The sequence below is a fragment of the Micromonospora sp. NPDC050695 genome, from assembly GCF_040654415.1.
Classification (GTDB): Bacteria; Actinomycetota; Actinomycetes; order Mycobacteriales; family Micromonosporaceae; genus Micromonospora.
In genome coordinates, this window is sequence record NZ_JBFAHZ010000013.1 from 1 (window position 1) to 23,604 (window position 23,604).

The 23,604-nt window shown below is 73.7% G+C and carries 20 protein-coding genes and 1 riboswitch; of the genes, 11 read left to right on the forward strand and 9 right to left on the reverse strand.

The features are described 5' to 3' along the window. Nucleotides 1-181: 181 nt before the first annotated feature. The gene (locus AB0H52_RS12560) at nucleotides 182-802 is read right to left on the reverse strand and encodes a phospholipase (protein ID WP_357946992.1); all 621 of its coding nucleotides are present in this window, start codon (nucleotides 800-802) and stop codon (nucleotides 182-184) included. 156 nt (nucleotides 803-958) lie between these two features. Next, entirely contained in the window at nucleotides 959-1,948 is a 990-nt protein-coding gene (locus AB0H52_RS12565) for a LacI family DNA-binding transcriptional regulator (RefSeq protein WP_151493183.1), read from the reverse strand. A 161-nt stretch (nucleotides 1,949-2,109) separates the two neighbouring features. Between AB0H52_RS12565 and AB0H52_RS12570 the strand changes: the two genes are divergently transcribed. Together AB0H52_RS12570 and AB0H52_RS12575 are read left to right on the forward strand one after the other, a co-directional pair. Further along, nucleotides 2,110-3,375: an MFS transporter gene (locus AB0H52_RS12570; protein ID WP_151493184.1), complete on the forward strand. Its 1,266-nt coding sequence runs from the start codon at nucleotides 2,110-2,112 to the stop codon at nucleotides 3,373-3,375. 73 nt (nucleotides 3,376-3,448) lie between these two features. Further along, a complete protein-coding gene (locus tag AB0H52_RS12575; protein WP_151493185.1) occupies nucleotides 3,449-4,354 on the forward strand; it encodes an aldo/keto reductase in 906 nt (301 codons plus the stop codon). A 102-nt stretch (nucleotides 4,355-4,456) separates the two neighbouring features. On the opposite strand, the gene AB0H52_RS12580 is transcribed toward AB0H52_RS12575, so the two are convergent. The 5 genes from AB0H52_RS12580 to AB0H52_RS12600 form a co-directional block, all read right to left on the reverse strand. Then, complete coding sequence (locus AB0H52_RS12580) at nucleotides 4,457-5,101, reverse strand: hypothetical protein (protein WP_357946997.1); 645 nt, start codon at nucleotides 5,099-5,101, stop codon at nucleotides 4,457-4,459. A gap of 19 nt (nucleotides 5,102-5,120) precedes the next feature. Then, nucleotides 5,121-7,262: an RNA polymerase recycling motor ATPase HelR gene (helR, locus tag AB0H52_RS12585; RefSeq protein ID WP_357947165.1), complete on the reverse strand. Its 2,142-nt coding sequence runs from the start codon at nucleotides 7,260-7,262 to the stop codon at nucleotides 5,121-5,123. A gap of 222 nt (nucleotides 7,263-7,484) precedes the next feature. Further along, nucleotides 7,485-8,018 carry a hypothetical protein gene (locus AB0H52_RS12590; RefSeq protein ID WP_357947000.1) on the reverse strand — a complete coding sequence of 178 codons (534 nt, stop codon included), beginning with the start codon at nucleotides 8,016-8,018 and terminating at the stop codon, nucleotides 7,485-7,487. A 106-nt stretch (nucleotides 8,019-8,124) separates the two neighbouring features. Next, entirely contained in the window at nucleotides 8,125-8,832 is a 708-nt protein-coding gene (locus AB0H52_RS12595) for a hypothetical protein (protein ID WP_151492230.1), read from the reverse strand. Next, complete coding sequence (locus AB0H52_RS12600; protein ID WP_151492229.1) at nucleotides 8,825-9,406, reverse strand: RNA polymerase sigma factor; 582 nt, start codon at nucleotides 9,404-9,406, stop codon at nucleotides 8,825-8,827. Before AB0H52_RS12600 ends, AB0H52_RS12595 begins: the two co-directional genes overlap by 8 nt. Nucleotides 9,407-9,526: 120 nt before the next feature. On the opposite strand from AB0H52_RS12600, the gene AB0H52_RS12605 reads away from it, so the two are divergent. Then, nucleotides 9,527-9,862, forward strand: coding sequence for a hypothetical protein (locus tag AB0H52_RS12605; RefSeq protein ID WP_278122498.1), 336 nt, complete (start codon nucleotides 9,527-9,529; stop codon nucleotides 9,860-9,862). Nucleotides 9,863-9,884: 22 nt separating this feature from the next. On the opposite strand, the gene AB0H52_RS12610 is transcribed toward AB0H52_RS12605, so the two are convergent. Together AB0H52_RS12610 and AB0H52_RS12615 are read right to left on the reverse strand one after the other, a co-directional pair. Continuing rightward, nucleotides 9,885-10,691, reverse strand: coding sequence for an inositol monophosphatase family protein (locus AB0H52_RS12610; protein WP_357947005.1), 807 nt, complete (start codon nucleotides 10,689-10,691; stop codon nucleotides 9,885-9,887). After that, nucleotides 10,688-11,572, reverse strand: coding sequence for a DUF5919 domain-containing protein (locus tag AB0H52_RS12615; RefSeq protein WP_357947008.1), 885 nt, complete (start codon nucleotides 11,570-11,572; stop codon nucleotides 10,688-10,690). Before AB0H52_RS12615 ends, AB0H52_RS12610 begins: the two co-directional genes overlap by 4 nt. 153 nt (nucleotides 11,573-11,725) lie before the next feature. Between AB0H52_RS12615 and AB0H52_RS12620 the strand changes: the two genes are divergently transcribed. The 8 genes from AB0H52_RS12620 (at nucleotide 11,726) to AB0H52_RS12655 (ending at nucleotide 23,592) form a co-directional block, all read left to right on the forward strand. Next, entirely contained in the window at nucleotides 11,726-12,001 is a 276-nt protein-coding gene (locus AB0H52_RS12620) for a hypothetical protein (RefSeq protein ID WP_151492227.1), read from the forward strand. Between the two features lie 348 nt (nucleotides 12,002-12,349). Further along, nucleotides 12,350-12,479: riboswitch (cobalamin riboswitch) on the forward strand. 288 nt (nucleotides 12,480-12,767) lie between these two features. Then, on the forward strand, nucleotides 12,768-16,436 hold the full coding sequence (gene cobN / locus AB0H52_RS12625; protein ID WP_151492226.1) for a cobaltochelatase subunit CobN: 3,669 nt from the start codon (nucleotides 12,768-12,770) through the stop codon (nucleotides 16,434-16,436). Further along, nucleotides 16,433-18,748: a VWA domain-containing protein gene (locus AB0H52_RS12630; protein ID WP_357947012.1), complete on the forward strand. Its 2,316-nt coding sequence runs from the start codon at nucleotides 16,433-16,435 to the stop codon at nucleotides 18,746-18,748. Before cobN ends, AB0H52_RS12630 begins: the two co-directional genes overlap by 4 nt. 72 nt (nucleotides 18,749-18,820) lie before the next feature. Beyond that, the gene (cobO, locus tag AB0H52_RS12635; protein ID WP_151489257.1) at nucleotides 18,821-19,432 is read left to right on the forward strand and encodes a cob(I)yrinic acid a,c-diamide adenosyltransferase; all 612 of its coding nucleotides are present in this window, start codon (nucleotides 18,821-18,823) and stop codon (nucleotides 19,430-19,432) included. Then, nucleotides 19,426-20,781: a cobyrinate a,c-diamide synthase gene (locus AB0H52_RS12640; protein WP_151489256.1), complete on the forward strand. Its 1,356-nt coding sequence runs from the start codon at nucleotides 19,426-19,428 to the stop codon at nucleotides 20,779-20,781. The genes cobO and AB0H52_RS12640 overlap by 7 nt, the downstream gene beginning before the upstream one ends. Further along, a complete protein-coding gene (locus AB0H52_RS12645) occupies nucleotides 20,778-21,614 on the forward strand; it encodes a precorrin-2 C(20)-methyltransferase (RefSeq protein WP_357947016.1) in 837 nt (278 codons plus the stop codon). Before AB0H52_RS12640 ends, AB0H52_RS12645 begins: the two co-directional genes overlap by 4 nt. Further along, nucleotides 21,611-22,444: a precorrin-4 C(11)-methyltransferase gene (gene cobM, locus AB0H52_RS12650; protein WP_357947019.1), complete on the forward strand. Its 834-nt coding sequence runs from the start codon at nucleotides 21,611-21,613 to the stop codon at nucleotides 22,442-22,444. Before AB0H52_RS12645 ends, cobM begins: the two co-directional genes overlap by 4 nt. Further along, complete coding sequence (locus tag AB0H52_RS12655; protein WP_151489253.1) at nucleotides 22,441-23,592, forward strand: cobalt-precorrin-5B (C(1))-methyltransferase; 1,152 nt, start codon at nucleotides 22,441-22,443, stop codon at nucleotides 23,590-23,592. Before cobM ends, AB0H52_RS12655 begins: the two co-directional genes overlap by 4 nt. Nucleotides 23,593-23,604: the final 12 nt, after the last annotated feature.

A 23,604-nucleotide genomic window follows, 5' to 3' on the forward strand; every position in this document is an offset into this window, starting at 1 on the left:
CGATCATGGAGTTGTGGTGCCTCTCGTAAGCCGTGTATGGATGCAAAACGCCCACCACAACTCCATGATCGACGGGGAGACGGGGAGACGGGGAGACGGGGAGACGGGGGAGACGCGGGAGACGCGGGAGACGCGGGAGACGCGGGAGAGGCGGGAGACGGGGGAGGGGTGGGGTTCGTGGTTAGGGTGGGGTGGTCAGCCAGGTGGTGGCGGCGTCGCGGACGGGGGATGGCACCTCGTGGCCGCCGGGGAACTCCTCGTACCTGACGGCGTAGCCGCGTTCGTGCAGGCGTGGGACGAGCCGGCGGCTGCACACGTCGATGGGCAGCACGCGGTCGTCCACCCCGTGCGAGACGAAGATCCGTGGCCGGCCGTGGGTGGCCGGCGGCGCGGCGAAACCGGGGGAGAAGGCCAGCACCGCGTCGATCAGGTCGCCGTTGGCCAGGCCCAGCGACAACGCGTACGAGGCGCCGTCGGAGAAACCGCCGAGCGTCACGTCCCGCACCGGGTAGCCGTCGTACGCGGTCGCGAGCAGCCCGTCGATGCGCCTGACGTCGACGCCGAAGCCGCCGGCGATCAGGTCCCAGCTCGCCGCCGACGACTGCGGGGCCATCAGCAGCAGGTGGTGCGCGTCCGCGACCGGCAGCAGCAGGTCCAGTGCGTGGCGCGCCGAGCCGCCCGCCCCGTGCAGGAGCAGCACCAGCCGGTACGGCGCGTCGGTGCGCGGCGGGGCGTACGCCATGCCCAGCGGACGGCCGTCGGCGTCGGTCAGCGGCAGGTGCCCGGTGGGTGCCGGCGCCACCGGCGGATGGGGGCGTGTGGTCAGCCGACCTCGCCGAGGGTCCTGCGCCGGTTCCCGGTGTGGCGGCGCGGGGTCGGACACGGATCACCACTCCCCACGGTCGGCGGCACGTGCGACGCGGTTACCCGGCCCGCCCGGCCTTAACCGGCGGGGTGCTCAGGCGCTGGCGCGGGCGACCAGGGCGGACGGGAAGAGGGTCACCGGGGCGGCCGGACGCCCGTCCAGCACGGCAATGGCCGCGGCGGTCGCGATGCGTCCCACCGGGTGGCTGGCGGTGGTCAGCGCCGGGGCGGTCATCGCGGCGAGGGGGATGTCGTCGAAGCCGGCCACCGCGACGTCGCCCGGCACCCGTACGCCCTCGTCGCGCAGCGCGGCGATCACCCCGAAGGCGGTCTCGTCGCTGATCGCGTAGATGGCGTCGACGTCCGGCCAGCGTCGCAGCGCCTCGCCGGCGGCGCTCCGGCCCCGCGCCGCGGAGAAGTCGCCGGGCAGGATCCGCTCCGGCAGGCCCGCCTGGCGCATCAGCCCGCGGTACGCGTCCACGGGGCGTCGCGAGCAGGGCAGCCACTGCGGGCCGGTCACCATGGCGATCCGGCGGCGACCGGTGGCGTACAGGTGACGCAGCACCTCGCCGGCGCCGGCGGCGTTGTCGACGTCGAACGACGGCACGGCCGACGATCCGACGCCGATGGACACGACCCGGCCCTGCAACGACCGGGGTATGGCGTCCAGCAGCTCGTTGGTGGTGTTGACCAGCACCACGCCGCACACGCTGCGGTCCCGGGCGAGCTGGTCCAGCTCGCCCGGCTGGCCCAGCGGCAACCAGTGCAGCGCCACCCCGACGCCGGCGGGCGTGCAGACCCGCGCCGCCGAGCCGACCACCTGGTGGACGTACGGGCAGTCGAGCACCGCCGCGCTGGCCCCCGCGACCGCCACCACGAGGCGTACGCCGACGCCACGCACCAGCGCACGGGCGGCCGGGTTGGGTACGTAGCCGAGTCGCTCGACGGCCGTCGTGACTCGTTCCCGGGCGTAGGGCGAGGCGAAGCCGGTGCCGGCGATGACCCGTGACGCCGTGGACCGGGACACCCCGGCGAGCCGGGCGACGTCCTCCAGGGTCGCCGGCCGGTGTGCCGCTGTCGTCATACGTCGCCTCCCGCGGCGATCCGCCCGGTCGGACGAACGCCTGTTCGCATCATGCCCGGTCGGTCTGACGTCGGTAAGGGGTGACACCGGCTTGTGGTGGTAGCGCTCTCAGGTGTGCGATCGTGCCAGGAGATCACCGTCGAGGAAGAGGACCTGCCGTCGTGAGCGCCCCCACCACCCGATCCGTACCCCCGGACGCCGCACCTCCTCCGTCGCGGGCCGTGCTGGTCGCCCGCAACGGCGTGGCCGTCACCTTCACGCTCAACGGACTGGCGGTCGGCACCTGGTTCTCCCGGGTGCCGGCGGTCCGCGAGGCGTTGGACCTGTCCGCCGGCCGGCTCGGCCTGCTGCTGCTGGCGATGAGCATCGGGGCGCTGCTGGCGATGCCCACGTCCGGCCTGCTCGCCCAGCGTCTCGGTGCGGCCCGCACCGTGACCCTGGCCACCGTGCTGGTCGCGATCGGCCTGACCGTGGCGGGGGTGGGTGCCACGCTGACCGGGTCGTTCGTCGTGGTCGCGCTCGGGTTGGCCGCCCTGGGCTACGGGTCCGGGGCCTGTGACGTGGCGATGAACGTCGAGGGCGCGGCCGTGGAACGGCGGCTCGGCCGGACCATCATGCCCCGGTTCCACGCGGGGTGGAGCCTCGGTTCGGTGGCCGGTGCCGGTCTCGGTGCCGGGGCGGCCCGCCTGGACGTGGCCGTCGGCGCGCACCTGACCGCGGTGGCGGTGGTGGTGTTGACCGGCACCGCGCTCGCCGCGCGGACGTACCTGCCGGCCTCCGCCCACGACCCGGCCGGCGACCCGGCGGACGCCACCCCGGCTGCTCGTCGCCGTGCGCAGCTCGCCGCCTGGCGGGAGCCGCGCACCCTGCTGATCGGGCTGTTCGTGCTGGTGGCGGCGTTCACCGAGGGTGCGGCGAACGACTGGCTGGCGGTCGCGTTCGTGGACGGCCGCGACCTGAGCGAGGCGGCCGGCGCGACGGTCTTCGGCGTCTTCGTCGTCGGCATGACCCTCGGGCGTACCGCGGGGACCGTCGCGCTGGACCGGTGGGGCCGGGTGCCGGTGCTCACCGGCACCATCGGGCTCGCCGTGCTCGGCGCGGGCCTGGCGGTGCTGGCCGGCCCGGGGCCGCTGGCGATCGTCGGCGTCGCGTTGTGGGGCCTCGGCGCGTCGCTGGGCTTCCCGGTCGGGATGAGCGCCGCCGCCGACGAGGAGGCGCACGCGGCCGTCCGGGTCAGCGTGGTCGCGGTGATCGGCTACACGGCGTTCCTGGGTGGGCCACCGCTGCTGGGGCTGCTCGGTGACCACGTCGGCACCCTGCGGGCGCTGCTCGTGGTGCCGCTGCTGCTGCTGCCGACCCTGCTGCTGGTGCCGGTGCTGCGCCCGCCGCACGCCGCCGAACCGGCTCGTCCAGCACAAGAAAACTAACCCAGGCGGCAGCTCAGCGGTATCGGGTGTGCGGCCGACTGCGCCGCGCACCCGGGCTCGTTACGGTCGCCCGATGCCAATCGACGAGATCACCGCCGCCGCGGCGGGCAGCTGGACCCTGGGCGACCGCATCGTGCACCGGATGGGCTTCGGCTCGATGCGCATCACGGCGAACCCCGACCGCGAACGGGCCGTCGCAGCGCTGCGCCGCGCCGTGGAGCTGGGCGTCAACCACATCGACACCGCCGCGTTCTACGTCTCGCCGGGGGGAACGCTGGGCGTGGGCACCGGGCCGGCCCGGTACGCCACCGAGTTGATCCGGGCGGCGCTCGCCCCGTACCCGGAGGATCTGGTGATCGTCACCAAGGTTGGTTTCGGGTACGACCCGGAGGCGGGCTTCACCGAGGCGCGCACCCCGGCGCAGCTGCGCGCCCAGGTCGAGGAGAACCTGCGTCGGCTCGGCCTGGACCAGGTGGACGTGGTGAACCTGCGGCTCGGCCGGGGGCCCGCGACGGTGCCGCTGGCCGACCGGTTCGGCGCCCTGGCCGAGCTGCGAGCCGCCGGCCTGATCCGGCATCTCGGGCTCTCCAACGTGCGGCCCGAGCACCTGGACGAGGTGGCGGGCATCGCGCCGGTCGTCTGCGTGCAGAACAACTACGGGGTGGACGCGTACCGGGAGCAGGACGCGTTCGTCCGGGACTGCGGCGAGCGGGGCATCGCCTACGTGCCGTTCTTCGCCCTCGCCGGCACCGGCCGCGAGGCGGGCGCGAGCGCCGACCAGGGCGAGGCGGTCACGGCCGTCGCGCGGGCCCACGGCGTCACCCCCCATCAGGTACGCCTGGCCTGGACCCTGCACCAGGGCCGACACGTGCTGGCCATCCCCGGCACCGGAAACACCGCCCACCTGGAGCAGAACATAGCCGCAGCAGCGCTGACCCTGACCCCCGAAGACCTGGCCCACCTGACCCCACCCCGGTGATCATGAGGTTGGCGGCGCCGGTGCCGGCGTGTCGCGCCGCCAACCTCATGATCGACGGGGTGGGGGAGCTGGGTGGGGTTTGGGTGGGGTGGTGCCAGACTCTCAGGGGGCTTGGGGGGTGAATCCGGCTTGGAGGGCGACGGGGAGGTCCGGGCCGGATTCGTAGCCGACCAGGGCGACTCCGGGCAGGGTGGCGAGCACTCCCTGCCACACGTCGAGGGGATCCGCGGTGCGGGTGAACACGTTGGAGACTCCGTGCACGCCCTCGCCGCTGACCACCGCGCCGCCGACGATTCCCCCGCGCTCGTCCTCGCGGGCCAGGATGCGTACCCCGGGGCTGGTCAGCAGTTCCGGTCGGAACAGCTCCCCGCCGCCGTGCGCGCCCGCCCAGGCGGCCAGCCGCTCGGGAGTGGTGACCCGGGTCAGCGGCGTGCCGGGCGGCCCGTGCGTCGGCGGGCGGTGGATCCACTGCGCGTCGAAGAGCACCACGAAGCCGTGGCCGGACAGGTCGAGGTCGGCGAAGCTGTCCTTCACCGACGCGCCGGGACCTTTCTCGATCCGGGCCAGCAGGGCATCCGGGTCGACGCCGGGGCGCAGGGTGACCGCGTCGGGGTACCAGGGTGGCGAGCGGCGGGGGACCGACCAGGCGTCAGCGTCGCTCCGGCCGGTCAACCCGTGGCTGGCGCACACCACGGCGCACCACTCGGCGTTGTCGCGGGCCGCCGCCTCCCGCCCGTCGTGGGGCACGCGATCAGCCTAGAGCCGCTCAGGACCGGGTGAGGACGACCAGTTGCTGGGTTGCCCGGGTCATCGCGACATAACGGTCCACCGCCCCCTCGATGCCGTCGCCGAACGCCTCCGGTTCGACGAGGACGACCAGGTCGAACTCCAGGCCCTTGGACAGCTCCGGGGCCAGCGACCGGACGCGGGGCGTCGCCGGGACCGTGGCGTCGCCGATCACGCACGCGATCCCCTCGTCGTGCGCGGCGAGCCAGGTGTCGAGGATGGACCCCAGGTCAGCGACAGATCCGTGGACGACGGGATCACCGTCGCGGATGGACCTCGGCACGTTGGCGTCCGGGAGCACGGTGCGGATGACCGGCTCGGCCTCGGCCATGACCTCCTTCGGCGTCCGGTAGTTGACGGTCAGCGAGGCCAGGTCGATCCGGTCGAGCCCGATCCGCCGGAGCCGTTCCTGCCACGACTCGGTGAACCCGTGCCGGGCCTGGGCGCGATCCCCGACGATGGTGAGGCTCCGTGACGGGCAGCGCAGCAGCACCATCTGCCACTCGGCGTCGGTGAGCTCCTGCGCCTCGTCCACGACGATGTGCGCGAACGGGCCGGCGAGCAGGTCCGGGTCGACGCTGGGCATCGCGCTCTGGTCGACCAGGGCGTCACGCAGGTCCTGGTGGCGCAGCATCGTCAGCAGACCCTCACCGTCGTCGTAGACGTCGGCCTCGATCAGGTCGTCGACGACGGTGGACATCCGCGCGCGTTCGGCGGCGAAGGAGGCCGCGTGCCGACGCCGGCGTTCCGCGTCCGCCGGGTCGCCGAGACGCTGCCGGGCCGCGTCCAGCAGGGGCAGGTCGGACACCGTCCAGGCCTGCGCGTCGTCGCGTTGGAGGGTACGGACCTCGTCGGGGCTGAGCCAGGGGGCGCACCGGCGCAGGTAGGCGGGGACCGACCACAGGTCACCGACCAGGTCGGCCGCTTCGAGCAGCGGCCAGGCGCGGTGGAACGCCGTCCGCAGGTCCTCGTTGCGCAGCAGCGCCGCGCGCAGCACGTGCTCTGGTTCGTCGCCGTCGTACCTGTCCAGCAGGATCGTCAGCAACTCCTCCCAGACCTGGTGGCGTGCCTCGTTGTGCGGGGTGCCCGGGTCCGGCGCCGCGAACGCCTCGACCCAGTCGTCGGCGCTCAACCGGATCTCGGCCCAGTCGGTCGCCACCGTCATCCCCGTGCCGGGTGGCTCCTCGTAGAACCGCACGGCCGCCTCGATCGCCGTCACCATCCGCGCGGACGACTTCAGCCAGGCCACGTCCGGGTCGCTCTCCACCGTCGCCGTGGCGCCCTCGGCGACGAGGTCGCGCAGTGTGCAGATCTGCACCTCCTCCTCGCCGAGGCTGGGCAGGACGTCGGCGACGTACGCCAGGTAGGGCTGGTGCGGGCCGACGAACAGCACACCACCCTGACGTTGGCCGAGCCGAGGGTCGGAGTAGAGCAGGTACGCGGTGCGGTGCAGGGCGACGACGGTCTTGCCCGTGCCGGGGCCGCCGTCGACGACGAGCGCGCCGCGCGAGCCCGCCCGGATGATGGCGTCCTGGTCGGCCTGGATGGTGCCGAGCACGTCGCGCATCCGGCTCGACCGGCTGCCGCCCAGGCTGGCGATGAAGGCGGACTGGTCGTCGAGCGCGGCGTGCCCCGCGAACCCGTCGGCGGTGAACACCTCGTCCCAGTAGTCGGTGATCCGGCCGAGGGTCCAGCGGTACCGGCGGCGGCTCGTCAGGCCCATCGGGTTGGCGTGGGTGGCGCCGAAGAACGGCTCGGCGGCGGGGGAGCGCCAGTCGAGCAGCAGGCGGCGTCCGGCGCCGTCGGTGAGGCCGCGCCGTCCGATGTACACGGGCTCCGGGCTGTCCGCGCTGACCATGCGACCGAGGCAGAGGTCCAGGCCGTAGCGGCGCAGCGCGCGCAGGTGGGCGCTCAGCCGGCGGACCTCCCGGTCACGTTCCACCGCCTGCCGGCCGGCGCCGCCGGGCGCCCGGCGTTCGGCGTCGAGGCGGCCGGACAGATCGGTGTACGTCTGCTCGAGGCTCGCCGCCATGGTCGCGAAGTGCTGCTCGTCGCGGGCGATCAGCGCCGGGTCTGCCTTGGCGCGAAGTTGGTCGGGGAGATCAAAGACGCTGAGGATCAGCGGGTCCACGTCGGGTCGCTCCGATCTGGGTGCGGGCCAGCGCGCGTCTCCGAGCTGCGGAAACGCGGTCCGGTCGGCAATTCTGCGGTACGACCCGGGTCTTGCCACAAGTCCCCCGGTGCGGTATATGTTAAGAGTGGCAGGGATTGAGTGCTTCTTGTCCCTAGGTCATCCGCTCTCCCTTGATCACCCACTCGCCGGCGACGCACCCCGCACCGATCGTCAGGGCTTCCGTTCGGCGTAGACCAGGTCCATGCTGTCGCTGCGCCCGCCCCAGCGCAGGTCGAGGTGCCAGCATCCGGCGCTCGGCATGTCGATGATCGACGGGCCCGGCCCGCCGTCGACCTCCCGGGTCACCCGGGTGCCGGTGCCGTCCAGCGTCGCGGTGATCACCAGGGTGGCCGGCGACGTCGGGTCGGCCGATGCCGTGGCCGGCCGGGACACCCAGAGGATCTTGTTGTTCGATCCGTCCCGCCTGACCTGCGCCAGCGGGTTTCCGAACAGCACCGCGACGATGTGGCCCTGCGCACCGAGCACGTGCGGCGCCCGGGCGTCCCCGTGGAAGCCGGTCTGCGCCCAGTCGGGCAGCGTGCCCGTCTCGACCCGCGAGCGGCAGCCGGTCGCCGCGGCCACCGAGGGCGTGCCGGCGGCCACCGGGGCCGTGCCGGCGCTCCCCGTGGCTGGCGCCGCTGGCGTGGTCGGCACCGCTCCCGTGCTCGGCCGGTCGCTGGTCGTACAGGCCGCCAGCAGGAGCACCGACCCCAGCGTGAATCTGACCCAGGCACCCATGTCACCCTCCGATGCGTCGATGAAGCGAGTTGTGTGTCGCATCATCACGACACCGCTCGGAGCCGCCGGGTTCCTAGGTCATCGACTCGGCGATCTCGATCGCCTCGAGCCTGCCGAGATCACCCTCGAGCCGGTAGCTCACGTCGCCGTCCTGCCAGATCAGGGTCGAGGCGGCCAGCCGGGCGGTCTCCCGGTGGACGCGGCCGGAACGGTCCACGTAGGACAGCACGTGTGGGCTGCCGACCCAGACCGCGAAGTCGCCGTCGACCTGGACCCACTCCGCGTCGGGTCGACTGGTCTCCTTGTGGAAGGCCAGGTTGAGGCGGCCGTCGAAGGCGTCGATGCGCAGCGTGCCCCCGCGGTAGAGCAGCGTCGCCACGCGGTGGCCGCCCGTGGGGTCGGGGTCCGCCACGAGCACCTGCTCGGGCGGCCCCAGCCGTGCCGGTACGCGGATCGGAAAGCGCACCCCCCGCTGCGCCTCGGCGATGGCGGCCGTGCGCTGCGACGGCAGCGGCGACGGAGTGCCGGCGGGCCGCCCCGACGACGGGGCGATGCTGACACCCGCGAAGCGCAGCAGCCCGCCGACGGCGTCGGCGACGGCGGCCCGGGCCGGCGGCAGCGCCGCCACCAGCAGGGCGGCGAGAGCCGCGGCCGCGTACATTCGCCACCGGCGTCGGCGCGGTGCGGCGAGCCGTGCGCGGACGCGGACGGTCACGTCGGGCGCGGCGGGCGTGTCCAGCCAGGTGGAGAGGTCACGCAGTTCCCGCTCGAGGTCACCCATGCCGGACCTCCTCGCGGTCGAGCAGGCCGCGCAGCTTCGCCAACGCCCGCGACGTCCGCGACTTCACCGTGCCCCGGGGCCAACCCAACGTCTCCGCGGTCTCCTCCTCGCTGAGGTCGAGGAAGAACCGACAGACGATCACCTCGCGGTCGCGTACCGGCAACTGGCGCAACGCGTGTACCAGCGCGCTGCGGCGCTCCCCGGCGAGAACCGCGCCGACCGCCCCGTCCTCGGCGGCCTCCGACGCTGGACCGGCCGCCGCGGCCCGCAGCACCAGCCCGTCCCGCCGGCTGCGCGAGCGGTGCAGGTTGCGCGTCTCGTTGGCGACGATCGCCAGCAGCCAGGAGCGGAAGGACGACTCACCGCGATAGCGGGAGAGCTTGCGGTACGCCTTCACGAACGCCTCCTGGATGACGTCCTCGGAGTCCGGGCCCGCGCCGAGCAGCACCGCCGTCCGGTACGCGGACGCGGTGTGCCGGGCGACCAGGCGGTCGTACGCCTCCAGGTCACCTGCCCGAGCGCGGGTGACGAGCACATGGTCGTCCAGGGAAACCTCCGCTCCGATCACCCTCATGACACCGCACGGGCGTCGCGGGTTCCACCCGACGCGAATCAGGTTGCTCCCATCCGGCATGCAGCGGATTACCAGGATTCGGTGCTGCACTGGTGGGAGCGTCGAGGAGAGGGGTGGGCCATGGGCTGGTTCAACCGGCGGTCGCGGGGTGCCGAGACGACCCCGACCAAGCTGGACCGGGAGGCGACCCGCGACGACCTCGCGGCGCTGGAGGCGTTCGTCGCCAGCCGGCGCGGGGTGGAGTTCTACCTGGAGCCGGAGACCACCGCCACCGACACGACCGTGGTGGCGATCGCCCACGACGGTGAGTGGATCCGCCGCCGCACCGGCACGCCACGGGCGGCGGGCGCCATCGCCCGCAAGCACGCGGTGCCGCTGTACGAGGCGGCGCGCACCGGCTACCCGGAGCGGATGCGGGTGTGGAACCGGGCACACCCGGAGCGCCGTGCCCACTGAGACGGTCAGGCCGTGAGTGGGCTCAAGCGGGGTTCACCTGTGTGAGTGATCGCCGGATGAGCGTGAGGACGGGCGGAAGGATCAGCTCGCTGCCACCGATTGTGGCGGCAGCGTTCACGTCGTGGGGCGTGCCGTCGATGTCGACCACCAGCGCGCCAGCCTCTTTGGCGATGACGACGCCCGCGATGGTGTCCCAGGGATTGTTGTTGAGCATGACGAACGCGTCGATCCGGCCGTGAGCCAACCAGGCGAGGTCGATCGCGGCTGACCCGTGCATGCGTATCCGTTGGACGTGTCGGGCGAGCTGCTCGGTGATGGCAAGTCGCTCGGTGTTCTTCCGCCTGGCCTCGGCACCGACTGCATAGTCGCCAATGGCGACGACGGCGTCCCGGAGATCGGTGACCTGGCTGGCGCGGATGCGTCGGTTGTCGGCATAGGCTCCGTGCCCCTGGACGGCGTGGTAGCGGGTGCCGAGGAACGGGAGGTCGATGACACCAAGGACGGCGCGTGTGCGGTGGATGAGGCCGAGGGAGATCGCGCACAGGGGCGAGCCGTGGATGAAGTTGACGGTGCCGTCGACCGGATCGAGTGCCCAGGTCAGTGCGCTGGTGTCGCCGCTGGTGCCGTACTCCTCGCCGAGGAATCCGATGTCAGGCGCCTTGGCGGCCAGGTGCTCGCGGACCGCTCGCTCGATGGCGTAATCCACGTCCGAGGCCATGTCGCGGTCACCCTTGAAGGTCAGCGCACCGGGCTGAAGCGTCCGCATCAGGTCGTGTGCCAGGTCAACGGCCTCCTGTGCGAGGGGGAGGAGGCGGGCGTAGTCGGTCATAGCTGGCGGCTGCGCTCCCATAGCGAGCTGAACATATCGTCGAATATCGGGTAAAGACCGGAGGGGCCGGCGCTGCGCTCGATGACCATGGTCGGGCAGTCGACACCTCGCATCTGCGGTAGGTAGTGCTGGACAACGCAGAGTCGACCATCGATCAGAAGGACGTTGGCGCGAATGGACTCGTCGTAGACGCCGATGGCGAGGTTGTCTCGGGCATTCGCGGGGAGCCGGTCGCGAATGCGGCGGGCCAGGTTCTGGATGTTGAGTTCGGTGAGCGCCCTGAGGTGTCCGTCTGGATAGTCGTCCTCACGCTCCTGCCGCCTGATCGCCTCGCCGGCCGGGTCAAGGAACAGGCATCGGAGGCGGGTGCCCGCGGCGAGAAGTTTCAGGAGGCGGTTGTCGGCGTACTGCTGACAGATGAGGTTGAGTGAAAGGCCGGACGCTCGGATGTCCGTCGCATGGTCGAAGAGGGCTTGCGGAGGCGCCTCCGCCATGAAATCCGATCGGCTGGAATAGATGGCGGTGACATCAGCGCATCGGTCCCGCATTGCCTTGCCGGCCTGCTGGCCGGCGAGGTCCGGGGCCGGCTCGCGTTCGCCTAGGAGGAGCGCCATGCGTGCATGGCGTGGCATGGACAGGCCGGCGCAGATGCGGGTGAGGACATCGATGCTGCTGACCCGGCGGGCACCGCTGGTGATCTCGCTGACCTGAGCCTGGCTGAGGCCGGTGGCGACACCGAGGGTGGTTTGGCTGGCGCGGGTGGCTCGCTGGACGAGGCGGAATACCTGAGCGAGGTCGCGAGCGGCCAAGGCATCGAGCATATCGGTGGTGTCCCACAGCAGGTCGTCAGTGGTAAGCGCGGTAGTTGTGCGGACGCTCACGGCAGGCTCCCTTCCTGCTCAAGGGCCGAGGGTCAGCTTATCCAGTAGTCAGATGGCATGCCGGGATGCCATCCGGAGGGCGGATGAGAGTTATCCGTTGAGTAATCACCCTCTGTGATGGATCGCTGGGGTTGCGGTGAGCAGGGTCGTGGTGTGAGCCTGCGGTCCCGCCCCCACCTGCCCATGCGCCCCGCCTGGTTGTGCCGCAACTGTGCCGCCGCGTGGCCATGTTCCCGCGCGCAACTCGATCTCGTCGCCGAGTTCTACGGCCACTCGCTGGCGCTGGCCCTTTACCTGACGTCCTGCATGAACGAGGCCATCCACGACTTGTACGGTCTCGGCGGTCGCCCCGACCTTGCCGTGATGCACGCGCGCTTCCTTGGCTGGCTGTCGTTGACTCGCCGGCCGCGTCGCTCTCAGCGTGAGTGACCCCGGGCTGATCATGTGTTCGTTCTTTGGCGCCCGCCGGCCCGCCCGCAACGAATGCGGACCGGGAGCCGGGCCGAACCGGAAGGCCACACCCGGTGATGGGGCGTCCATGGCCCCCTTTGGAGCTGAATCGTCTACGACATCAGCTCCAAAGGGGGCCGCGCACACACTGCCCAGCCGTGGGATCCCTCCGCCGTCGACGAACCGGCTCGGCAGCCCGCGACTGCGACGAGAGGCCCCCCGCCGGCATCTTCGCAGTTCACTGTGGCGAGCGCCGCCGTCCGATGCAGGCGTGCGCGTTGACCGGCGGCGCGGCGGTGTGGCAGCATTCGCGGCCTGACGGCAGTGAAGGAAGTCGGTGCGAATCCGACGCGGTCCCGCCACTGTCACCGGGGAGTGATCCCCCCTCGTGAGTCACGGCCGTGTGTCTGCGGTTGGAAGGCCGGGGGAGAGCGTCGATCCGGAAGCCAGGATACTTCGGCCGTCGGATGTACCCCAGGGCGTGGACACCCGAGGAGGACCCGATGACGCACGGCGTCTCCGTCACCGACGACCATCGTCGTGACCTGAGCGACGGCCGCTCTGCCGCACCCATACCCGGGCGCTCTCCCGCCGTTCACCGCTGAGTTCCGCGCCGCGCCACCCGTCGCCGCCGGCCGCACGCCGGTGAGCCGGCCGGATCGCGGTACCCGCTGAACCCCGCGCCCATCCCACGTCGCCAGGCGCTTCCCCGCGAGCGTGCCGACGTTACTGTCCGGAGCCTGCCGTGCGCATCCTGCTGCTCTCCACCGCCGACACCGACCTGCTGGCCGCCCGCGCCAGCGGCGTCGACTACCGCCTGGCCAACCCGGCCCGGGTCGCCGCCGACGAGGTGCCCGTCCTGCTCGACGGGGTCGACCTCGCCGTCGTACGCCTGCTCGGAGGCCGGCAGGCGTGGCCCGACGGCCTCGCCGCGGTGCTCGCCGGCGGACGCCCCACGGTCGTGCTCGGCGGTGAGTCGGTGCCCGACGCGGAGCTGACGGCCCTCTCCACCGTGCCGTCCGGGGTCGCCACCCAGGCGCTCGCGTACCTCGTCGAGGGCGGGCCGGACAACCTCGCCCAGCTGGCCCGGTTCCTCTCCGACACCGTGCTGCTCACCGGCGAGGGTTTCGCCCCACCCGCGCCCACACCGGCGTACGGGGTGCACGGCGATCATCGCGCCGACCCGGACCGGCCCACCGTGGGGATCGTCTTCTACCGGGCGCACGCGCTCGCCGGCAACACCGGATTCGTCGACGTGCTCGCCGACGCGGTACGCGACGCCGGTGGCAGTCCGCTGCCCATCTTCTGCGGCTCGCTGCGCGGGCTGACCGCCGGCGCCGGACCGCTCGGACTGTTCGCCCGCTGCGACGCGCTGCTGGTCACCGTCCTCGCCGCCGGGGGCGCGGTCGCCGCGGACGCCTCCGGCGGCGGTGCCGAGGACGCCTGGGACGTCGGCGCCCTCGCCGCCCTGGACGTGCCGGTCATCCAGGCGCTCTGTCTCACCAGCACCCGCGAACAATGGGCCGGCAGCGACGCCGGACTGTCCCCGTTGGACGCCGCGATGCAGGTGGCCATCCCCGAGTTCGACGGCCGGATCGTCACCGTGCCGTTCTCGTTCAAGCGGATCGACGCCGACGGGCTCTCGGTCTACGCCGCCGACCCCGAGCGGGCCGCGCGGGTCGCCGGCATCGCGGTGCGCCACGCCCGGCTGCGCTACGTGCCCAACGCCGACAAGCGGATCGCCGTCGTGCTCAGCTCGTACCCCACCAAGCACTCCCGGGTCGGCAACGCCGTCGGGCTGGACACCCCCGTCTCGGCGGTCCGGTTGCTCGCCGCGCTGGCCGACGCCGGCTACCACCTGGGCGACGCCCCGGTACCCGACGACGGTGACGCGCTGATCCACGCGCTGATCGCCGCCGGGGGGCACGACGTGGAATGGCTCACCCCGGAGCAGTTGGCCGCCGCCGAGGCCCGGATACCGGGGCGGACGTACCGGCGGTGGTTCGACCAGGTCCCCGCCGAGCTGCGCGAACGGATGCGGGAACACTGGGGTGAGCCGCCCGGCGAGCTGTACACCGACGGCGACGACATCGTGCTCGCCGGGCTGCGCTTCGGCAACGTGGTGCTGCTCATCCAGCCGCCCCGCGGCTTCGGGGAGAACCCGATCGCCATCTACCACGACCCGGACCTGCCGCCGAGTCACCACTACCTGGCCGCGTACCACTGGCTGGCCGCGCCGGTCGCCGACGGCGGCTTCGGCGCGGACGCCGTGGTGCACCTCGGCAAGCACGGCACCCTGGAGTGGCTGCCCGGCAAGGGCCTCGGCCTGGCCGCCGGCTGCGCGCCCGACGCGGTCCTCGGTGACCTGCCGCTGGTCTACCCGTTCATCGTCAACGACCCCGGCGAGGGCACCCAGGCCAAGCGGCGCGCGCACGCCGTGGTCATCGACCACCTGGTGCCGCCGATGGCCCGTGCCGAGACCTACGGCGAGCTGGCCAAACTGGAACAACTGCTCGACGAGTACGCCACCGTGCAGGCCCTCGACCCGGCCAAGCTGCCCACCGTGCGGGCGCAGATCTGGGACCTCGTCCGCGCCGCCGAACTGCACCACGACCTGCACGCCGAGGCGATGCCCGACGCCGACGACTTCGACGACTTCGTGCTGCACCTCGACGGGTACCTCTGCGAGGTCAAGGACGTGCAGATCCGCGACGGGCTGCACATCCTCGCCGCCGCGCCGACCGGTGAACCCCGCGTCAACCTCGTCCTCGCCGTGCTGCGGGCGCCGCAGATCTGGGGAGGCGCCCGCGCCCTGCCCGGCCTGCGGCAGGCCCTCGCCGCCGCGTACGGCCTCGACGAGCAGGAGCTGCTCGCGACGCCCGGGCAGCGGATCGCCCTGCCCGCGGCGCTGACCGACGCGGTGGACGGCCCGGCCGGCACCGCCGCCGACGCCATCGACCTGATCGAGGCTCTCGCGCGGCGACTGGTCGTCGGCATGGAAACCCTAAGCTGGGCCGTGGACGCGGCCGACGCGGTCGTCGCGGAGGTGACCGGCCAGCCGATCCCGGACGCCGCCGCGGTGCTGCGCTTCGCCGCCACCGAGCTGGTGCCCCGGCTGGAGCGCACCACCGACGAGCTGACCAACACCCTCGGCGCGCTCGACGGCCGGTTCGTGCCGCCCGGCCCGTCCGGCTCGCCCACCCGGGGCCTGGTCAACGTGCTGCCCACCGGCCGCAACTTCTACTCCGTCGACCCGAAGGCCATCCCCAGCCGCAACGCCTGGGACGTCGGGGTGGCCCTCGCGGACTCGCTGCTGGCCCGGCACCTCGCCGACACCGGCGCGTACCCCCGCTCGGTGGGGTTGACCGTGTGGGGCACCAGCGCCATGCGGACGCAGGGCGACGACATCGCCGAGGTGCTCGCGCTGCTGGGCTGCCGGCCCGTCTGGGACGACCGGTCGCGGCGGGTCACCGGCATCGAGGTGGTGCCGACCGCCGAGCTGGGCCGGCCCCGCGTCGACGTCACCGTCCGCATCTCCGGGTTCTTCCGCGACGCGTTCCCGCACGTCGTGACCCTGCTCGACGACGCCGTCCGGCGGGTCGCCGCCCTCGACGAGCCGGACGCGGACAACTACCTGCGCGCCCACGTCACCGCCGACCTCGCCGAGCACGGCGACGAGCGGCGGGCCACCGCGCGGATCTTCGGCTCCAAACCCGGGGCGTACGGCGCCGGGTTGTTGCCGCTGATCGACGCCCGCACCTGGCGCGACGACGCCGACCTTGCCGAGGTGTACGCCGTGTGGGGTGGCTACGCGTACGGCCGGGGCCTGGACGGGCGGGAGGCGCGCGCCGACATGGAACGCTCGTTCGCCCGGATCGCGGTGGCCGTGAAGAACCAGGACACCCGCGAGCACGACATCGTCGACTCCGATGACTACTTCCAGTACCACGGCGGGATGGTGGCGATGGTCCGTCACCTCACCGGCAGCGCCCCGCAGGCGTACGTGGGTGACTCGGCGATGCCGCACGACGTGCGGACCCGCACGCTGGGCGAGGAGACCCGGCGGGTGTTCCGGGCCCGGGTCGTCAACCCGAAGTGGATCGCCGCGATGCGCCGGCACGGCTACAAGGGCGCGTTCGAGCTGGCCGCCACCGTGGACTACCTGTTCGGCTACGACGCCACCGCCGGCGTCGTCGACGACTGGATGTACGAGAACCTGGCCGCCGCGTACCTCTTCGACGACACCACCCGCGAATTCCTGGAGCGCTCCAACCCGTGGGCGCTGCGCGGCATCACCGAACGGCTGCTGGAGGCCGCCGACCGGGGGCTGTGGGCCAAACCCGAGCCGGTCACCCTCGACCGGCTCCGCGACACGTACCTGGCCAGCGAGGGTGACCTGGAGGACCGGGTGTGAGCGCGAGGAGTGAGCCGGTTGTGCGAGCCCCGCAGTCGCGAACGAAAGAAGGCCCAGTGACCGTGACCTACCCGTTCAGTGCCGTGCTCGGCATGGACGACATGCGCCTGGCGCTGCTGCTCAACGCCGTCTCCCCGGCGATCGGCGGGGTGCTGGTCCGGGGCGAGAAGGGCACCGCGAAGTCGACCGCCGTACGGGCCCTCGCCGCTCTGCTGCCGCCGGTGCGCCGGGTGGCGGGCTGCCGTTTCGGCTGTGACCCGGCGGAGCCCGACCCGGCCTGCCCGGACGGCCCCCACCCGGCCGACGTCGCCGCCGAGACCCGCCCGGCCCGCCTCGTCGAGCTGCCGGTGGGCGCCGCCGAGGACCGGGTGGTCGGATCACTGGATCTGGAGCGGGCCATCGGCGAGGGGGTACGCGCCTTCGAACCGGGCCTGCTCGCCGCCGCCCACCGGGGCGTGCTCTACGTCGACGAGGTCAACCTGCTGCACGACCACCTCGTCGACCTGCTGCTGGACGCGGCGGCGATGGGCCGCAGCCACGTCGAGCGCGAAGGCGTCTCGGTCAGCCACGCCGCCCGGTTCTTGCTGGTCGGCACCATGAACCCGGAGGAGGGGGAGCTGCGCCCGCAACTGCTCGACCGGTTCGGGCTCACCGTCGAGGTCGCCGCGAGCCGTGACCCGGCGGTCCGGGTCGAGGTGGTCCGCCGGCGACTCGCCGCCGACGCCGACCCGCCCGGTTTCGCCGCCCGGTGGGCCGACGCCGACGCCGACATCGCCCGTCAGGTGGCCGCCGCCCGGCGCCGGCTCCCCGGGGTACGCCTGCCCGACGCGGCGCTGCGCCAGATCGCCGAGGTGTGCGCGGCGTTCGACGTGGACGGGATGCGCGCCGACATCGTCACGGCCCGTGCCGCCCTGGCCCACGCCGCCTGGCTCGGCCGGGACCGGGTCACCATCGACGACGTCCGGGTCGCCGCCCGGCTGGCCCTGCCGCATCGCCGCCGCCGCGATCCGTTCGACACGCCGGGGCTGGATGAGAAGCGCCTCGACGAGGCGTTGCAGCGGGCCCAGGACGCCCACCCCGACGACCCGGACGACGACGGCGGCCCCGGCGGTGGTGGCCCCGATGGTGGTGGCCCGGCTGGCGGCGGCCCCGATGGTGGTGGCCCGGCTGGCGGCAGCCCGGCCGGTGCCGATGGCCGGAATGGCGGCGGCCCGGCTGGCGGCGGACCCCAGGACGGTAGCGGCGGCGGCGACCAGGGTGAGCCCGAGTCGGGCGGGCACTCGGCGGACCGCCCCGGCACCGGCCCGGACGGGCGCGCCGACAGCCCGGACGGCACCGACGGTTGGCCGCAGCGCCCGACGGGCGACAGGGTCGGCGACGACGGTTGGCCGCAGGGCACGGCGGACGACCGGCATGGCGCCGGGCGGCACGCCCGTGGCCGGAAACCGGCGGTCGGTGACGACGACCCGACCCGGGGCGGGGAGTCCCAGCCGGTGGCCGTACCCCGGGGTGGGTTGACGGCCCGGCTGCTCACCGCGCCCGGAGTGGGTGACGGGGTGCCCGGCCGGCGGTCGCGGGCCCGCACCGGGCGGGGGCGCACCACCGGCGCGCGGGTGCCGGCCGGACGGGCCAGCGCGCTGCACCTGGCGGCGACGGTCCGTGCCGCCGCGCCGTATCAGGCCGCCCGGGGGCGGCTGACCGGGCCGCTGCGGTTGCGTGGCGACGACGTGCGTGAGGCGGTGCGGGAGGGCCGGGAGGGAAACCTGGTGCTGTTCGTGGTGGACGCGAGCGGTTCGATGGGTGCCCGGCAGCGGATGACCGCCGTGAAGGACGCGGTGCTGGCCCTGCTCACCGACGCGTACCAGCGGCGGGACAAGGTCGCCGTGATCGCCTTCCGGGGTGCCGGCGCGCAGACGCTGTTGCCGGCCACCTCGTCGGTGCTGGCCGCCTCGACCAGGCTGGCCGAGTTGCCGACGGGTGGGCGTACGCCGCTGGCCGAGGGTCTGCTCGCCGCGGCCGACCTGCTGCGCGTGGAACGCCTGCGCGACCCGAAGCGCCGCCCGATGGTCCTCGTCGTCACCGACGGCAGAGCCACCGCCGGCACCCGCCCGCTGGACCGCGCGGCAGCAGCGGCGAAGGCGCTGGCGGCGACGGGTGCTCCCTGCGTGGTCGTCGACTGCGAGGCCGGCCCGGTCCGCCTGCATCTGGCCACCCGCCTGGCCACCCAGCTGAACGCCCCCAGAACCCCCCTGGAAGCTCTGACCCACCCCCACCCTCACCCCCGCGATCGTGCACTTTCTGTCGCGGCATAACGGGGCGAAGCGCGCATATGACCAACAGAAGCTGCAAGATCGCGGGAACGTCCGCGGGATGGGGAGATGCTGATGCCGCAGGGACAGCCGAGTCACGTGCCTGCTGACGGGTTGACGACCCGGCAGCGACGACACCGGCCACTGCTGATGGTCCACACCGGACAGATGAAGGGAAAGTCGACGGCGGCCTTCGGGTTGGCGTTGCGGGCGTGGACCGCCGGCATGCCGGTCGGGGTGTTCCAGTTCGTCAAGAGCGCCAAGTGGCGGGTGGGTGAGGAGACCGCCTTCCGGGCGCTCGGCGAGGTGCACGAGCGTACCGGCCAGGGCGCGCCGGTGGCCTGGCACAAGATGGGCGAGGGCTGGTCCTGGATCCAGCGCGGCGGCGACGCCGACCACGCCGCCGACGCCCTGGAGGGCTGGCGGCAGATCCAGCGCGACCTGGCCGCCGAGCGTTACGGGCTGTACGTGCTGGACGAGTTCACCTACCCGATGACGTGGGGCTGGGTGGACGTCGACGAGGTCGTCGCCACCCTGGCCGACCGGCCCGGCTTCCAACATGTGGTGATCACCGGCCGGGACGCCGACCCGCGTCTGGTCGCCGCCGCCGACCTGGTGGCCGAGCTGACCAAGGTCAAGCACCCGATGGACGCCGGCCAGAAGGGCCAGAAGGGCATCGAGTGGTGAGCACGCACTGGGCGCTGCCCCGGGTGGTGATCGCCGCGCCGGCCAGCGGCCACGGCAAGACCACCGTCGCCACCGGGCTGCTCGCCGCGCTGCGCCGCCGTGGCCTGACGGTCAGCCCACACAAGGTCGGCCCGGACTACATCGACCCCGGCTACCACGCGCTCGCCGCCGGACGCCCCGGGCGCAACCTCGACCCGTTCCTGGTCGGCGCCGAGCGCATCGCGCCGCTGCTGCGCCACGGCGCGAGCCTCCCCACACCCGCCGACATCGCCGTGGTGGAGGGCGTGATGGGCCTGCACGACGGCGCGGTCGGCCGCCGCGACTTCGCCTCCACCGCGCACGTCGCCCGGCTCATCGACGCGCCCGTGCTGCTGGTGCTCGACACCACCGCGCAGGGCCGCTCGGCCGCCGCGCTGACACTGGGCATGGCCGGCTTCGACCCCTCGGTGCGGATCGGCGGCGTGATCCTCAACCGGGTCGGCTCACCCCGACACGAGACGCTGCTGCGCGACGCCCTCGCCGAGGTGGACGTACCGGTGCTCGGGGCGGTCACCCGCGCCGCCGAGGTGGCCGCGCCGGCCCGACACCTCGGGCTGGTGCCGGTGGCCGAGCGGGCACCCGAGTCTCTCGCGATCGTCACCGCGCTCGCCGAACTGGTCGAGGCCACCGTGGACCTGGACGCGGTGCTCGCCCTGGCCCGCACCGCCGGGCCACTGACCGCCCCGGCCTGGGATCCGGTCGCCGCCGTCGGCGGGCCGGCCGACACCGAGCGACCGCTGGTCGCGCTCGCCGGTGGTCCGGCCTTCACCTTCTCGTACGCGGAGACCGCCGAACTGCTCACCGCCGCCGGCGCGGACGTGGTCACCGTCGACCCGCTGCGTGACCCGGCACTGCCCACCGGCACCCGCGCGGTGGTGATCGGCGGCGGCTTCCCCGAGGCGTACGCCCAGGCGCTGGCCGCCAACGCCACGCTGCGCGCCGACCTGGCCGACTTCGACGGGCCGATCGTGGCCGAGTGCGCGGGGCTGCTCTACCTGGGACGGTCCCTGGACGGTGTGCCGATGTGCGGCCGGCTGGACCTGACCGCCCGGATGACCGGCCGGCTCACCCTCGGCTACCGGCAGGCGCTGGCCGTCACCGACTCCCCGGTGGCCTCCGCGGGCGAGCCGGTACGCGGCCACGAGTTCCACCGCACCACCACCGACCCGCAGCACGGCGACGTGCCGGCGTGGCGCTGGAACGACACCGCGCACGGCTTCGTCGCCGGCCGTGTGCACGCGTCCTACCTGCACACCCACTGGGCCGGCCACCCGGACGCCGCCCGCCGCCTCGTCGAGGCGTGCCGATGAGCGCGGGCACCCGTCGAGCCGCCGGGTCGACCGACGCCACGCTGACCGGGGTCGGCGTCGGACCCGGCGACCCGGAACTGCTCACCGTCAAGGCCGTGCGGGTCCTGCGTGAGGCCGACGTTGTCTTCGTACCCGTCATGGCGGATCGATTCGGGCCGACCGCGACCGCGGGTCCGCCCCCGCCGGGCGCGGGCGTGGCGACCGGGTCCACGGCGGGCGCGGACGCCGGGCGCGCGGAGGCGACCGTGCGGTCCTACGTCGACCCGGACCGGGTGCGGCGGCTGCCGTTCGCCCTGGACGACCGGGGTGGGGTGACCGCCCGACGGGCGGCGGCCTGGGACGCCGCCGCGCGGGTGGTGGCCGAGGCGGTCGACGCGGGCGGACGGTCGCTGGCGTTCGCCACCATCGGTGACCCGAACGTCTACTCCACCTTCGGCTACCTGGCGCAGAGCGTGCGGGCGCTGCGACCGGCGGTGCGGGTGGCGACCGTGCCCGGCGTCACCGCCATGCAGGAGCTGGCCGCGCGCAGCGGCATCCCGCTCTGCGAGGGACGCGAACCGCTGACCCTGCTGCCGGCCACCGCCGGGCTGGCGCTGTTCGCCGACGCCCTCGCCGGGCCGGGCACCGTGGTCGCCTACAAGGGCTGGCGGCGGCATCCGGAACTGCTCGCCGAGCTGCGCCGACAGGGCCGGCTCGACGACGCCGTTCTCGGCCGCAGTCTCGGCCTGCCCGGCGAACACGTCGGCGGAGTCGACGACACCGAGCACGACCTGCCGTACCTGTCGACGCTGCTGGTCCCCGCCCGCCGCCACCATCGAGGAGGAAAGCTGTGACCAGCGACGGCAAGGTGTGGTTCGTCGGGGCCGGCCCGGGCGCGGCGGACCTGCTGACCCTGCGGGCCGCCCGGGTGATCGCCGAGGCGGACGTCGTGATCTGGGCGGCCAGCCTCGTGCACGCCGACGTCCTCGACCACGCCCGCCCCGACGCGGAGATCGTCGACTCGTCGCAGCTGCCCATCGAGGGGGTGCTGCCGCTCTACCAGCGGGCGGCCGAGCAGGGGCTGAGGGTGGCCCGCATCCACTCCGGCGACCCGGCGCTCTGGGGTGCCGTGCAGGAGCAGCTCGACCTGTGCCGGGCGCTCGGCCTGGCCGTCGAGATCGTGCCCGGGGTGTCCTCGTTCACCGCCGTCGCGGCGATCGTCGGGCGGGAGCTGACCGTGCCCGAGGTCGCCCAGTCGGTGATCCTCACCCGCCTCGAAGGTGGCAAGACCCCGATGCCGCCCGGCGAACGGGTCCGCGACTTCGCCCGGCACGGCACCACCATGGCGCTGTTCCTCTCCGCCGCCCGCTCCGGGCAGGTGCAGGCCGAGCTGCTGGCCGGCGGCTACCCGGCGGACACCCCGGCCGTCGTGGCGTACCAGGCGACCTGGCCCGACGAGCTGGTGGTGCGCTGCACCGTCGGCACCCTGGAGGCGACGGTCAAGCAGCACAAGCTGTGGAAGCACACCCTGTTCCTGGTCGGGCCGGCGCTCGCCGCCGAGGGCACCCGTTCGCACCTCTACCACCCCGGGCACTTCCACACCTTCCGCCGGGCCGAGCCGGCCGCCCGCGCCGAGCTGCGCCGCCAGAGCCGCGCCCGCGCCGGGGAGGCAGGCACACCGTGACGTACGCCGAGCCGCCGCTGCGCGAGCCGGACCTGCCGCGTACCGCGAAGGTCCGGCCCACCGCGCTGCGCACCGGCTGGACCACCGGCGCCTGCGCGACGGCGGCGGCGAAGGCCGCGGTCACCGCGCTGGTCACCGGTGTGCCCCAGCCGGAGGTGGAGATCGGTCTACCCGCCGGCCGGCGGGTGCGCTTTCCGGTGGCCCGGTGCGAGGTGACCGGCACCCCTCCGACCCGCGCCGAGGCGGTGGTGGTCAAGGACGCCGGCGACGACCCGGACGTCACCCACGGCGCCGAGTTGACCGCGACCGTGCACTGGGCCGACGTTCCCGGTCTGCGGTTGGCCGGTGGGCCGGGCGTGGGCACGGTCACGAAGCCCGGCCTCGGGCTCGCGGTCGGCGGCCCGGCGATCAACGACACGCCCCGCCGGATGATCGGCGAGGCGGTGGCCGAGGTGGTCGACCTCGGCGAGGTCGGCGTCCACGTGGTGATCAGCGTGCCCCGGGGCGAGATCATGGCCCGCAAGACCACCAACCGGCGGCTCGGCATCCTCGGTGGCATCTCGATCCTCGGCACCACCGGGGTCGTTCGTCCCTTCTCCACCGCCTCCTGGCGGGCCAGCGTCGTGCAGGCCGTGCACGTGATGGCCGCCCAGGGTGAACGGACCGTGGTGCTGTGCACCGGCGGGCGCACCGAGCGGGCCGCCCGCGCGCTGCTGCCCGACCTGCCCGAGGTCTGCTTCGTCGAGGTCGGCGACTTCACCGGCGCCGCGGTGACCGCCGCCGTGGGTGACGCGATGACCGGGGTGGTCTTCGTCGGCATGGCCGGCAAGCTGGCCAAACTCGCCGCCGGTGTGCTGATGACCCACTACACCCGCTCCACGGTGGACCTCTCGCTGCTCGGCGCGGTGACCGCCGACGCCGGTGGCGATCCGGCGCTGGTCGCCGCCGTGACCGAGGCGAACACCGGTCGGCACGCGTACGAGCTGTGGGAGGCCGCCGGGCTACTCGGCCCGGCCGGTGACCTGCTCTGTCAGCGGGTCCGCGACGTGCTGCGACGGTTCGCCGGGCCGACGGTCACCGTCGACGTGGCGATGGTCGACTTCGCCGGCGCGCGCGTGGTCGCCTCCTCGGGCCGGTGGCCCCGGTGACGCCGACCGAGC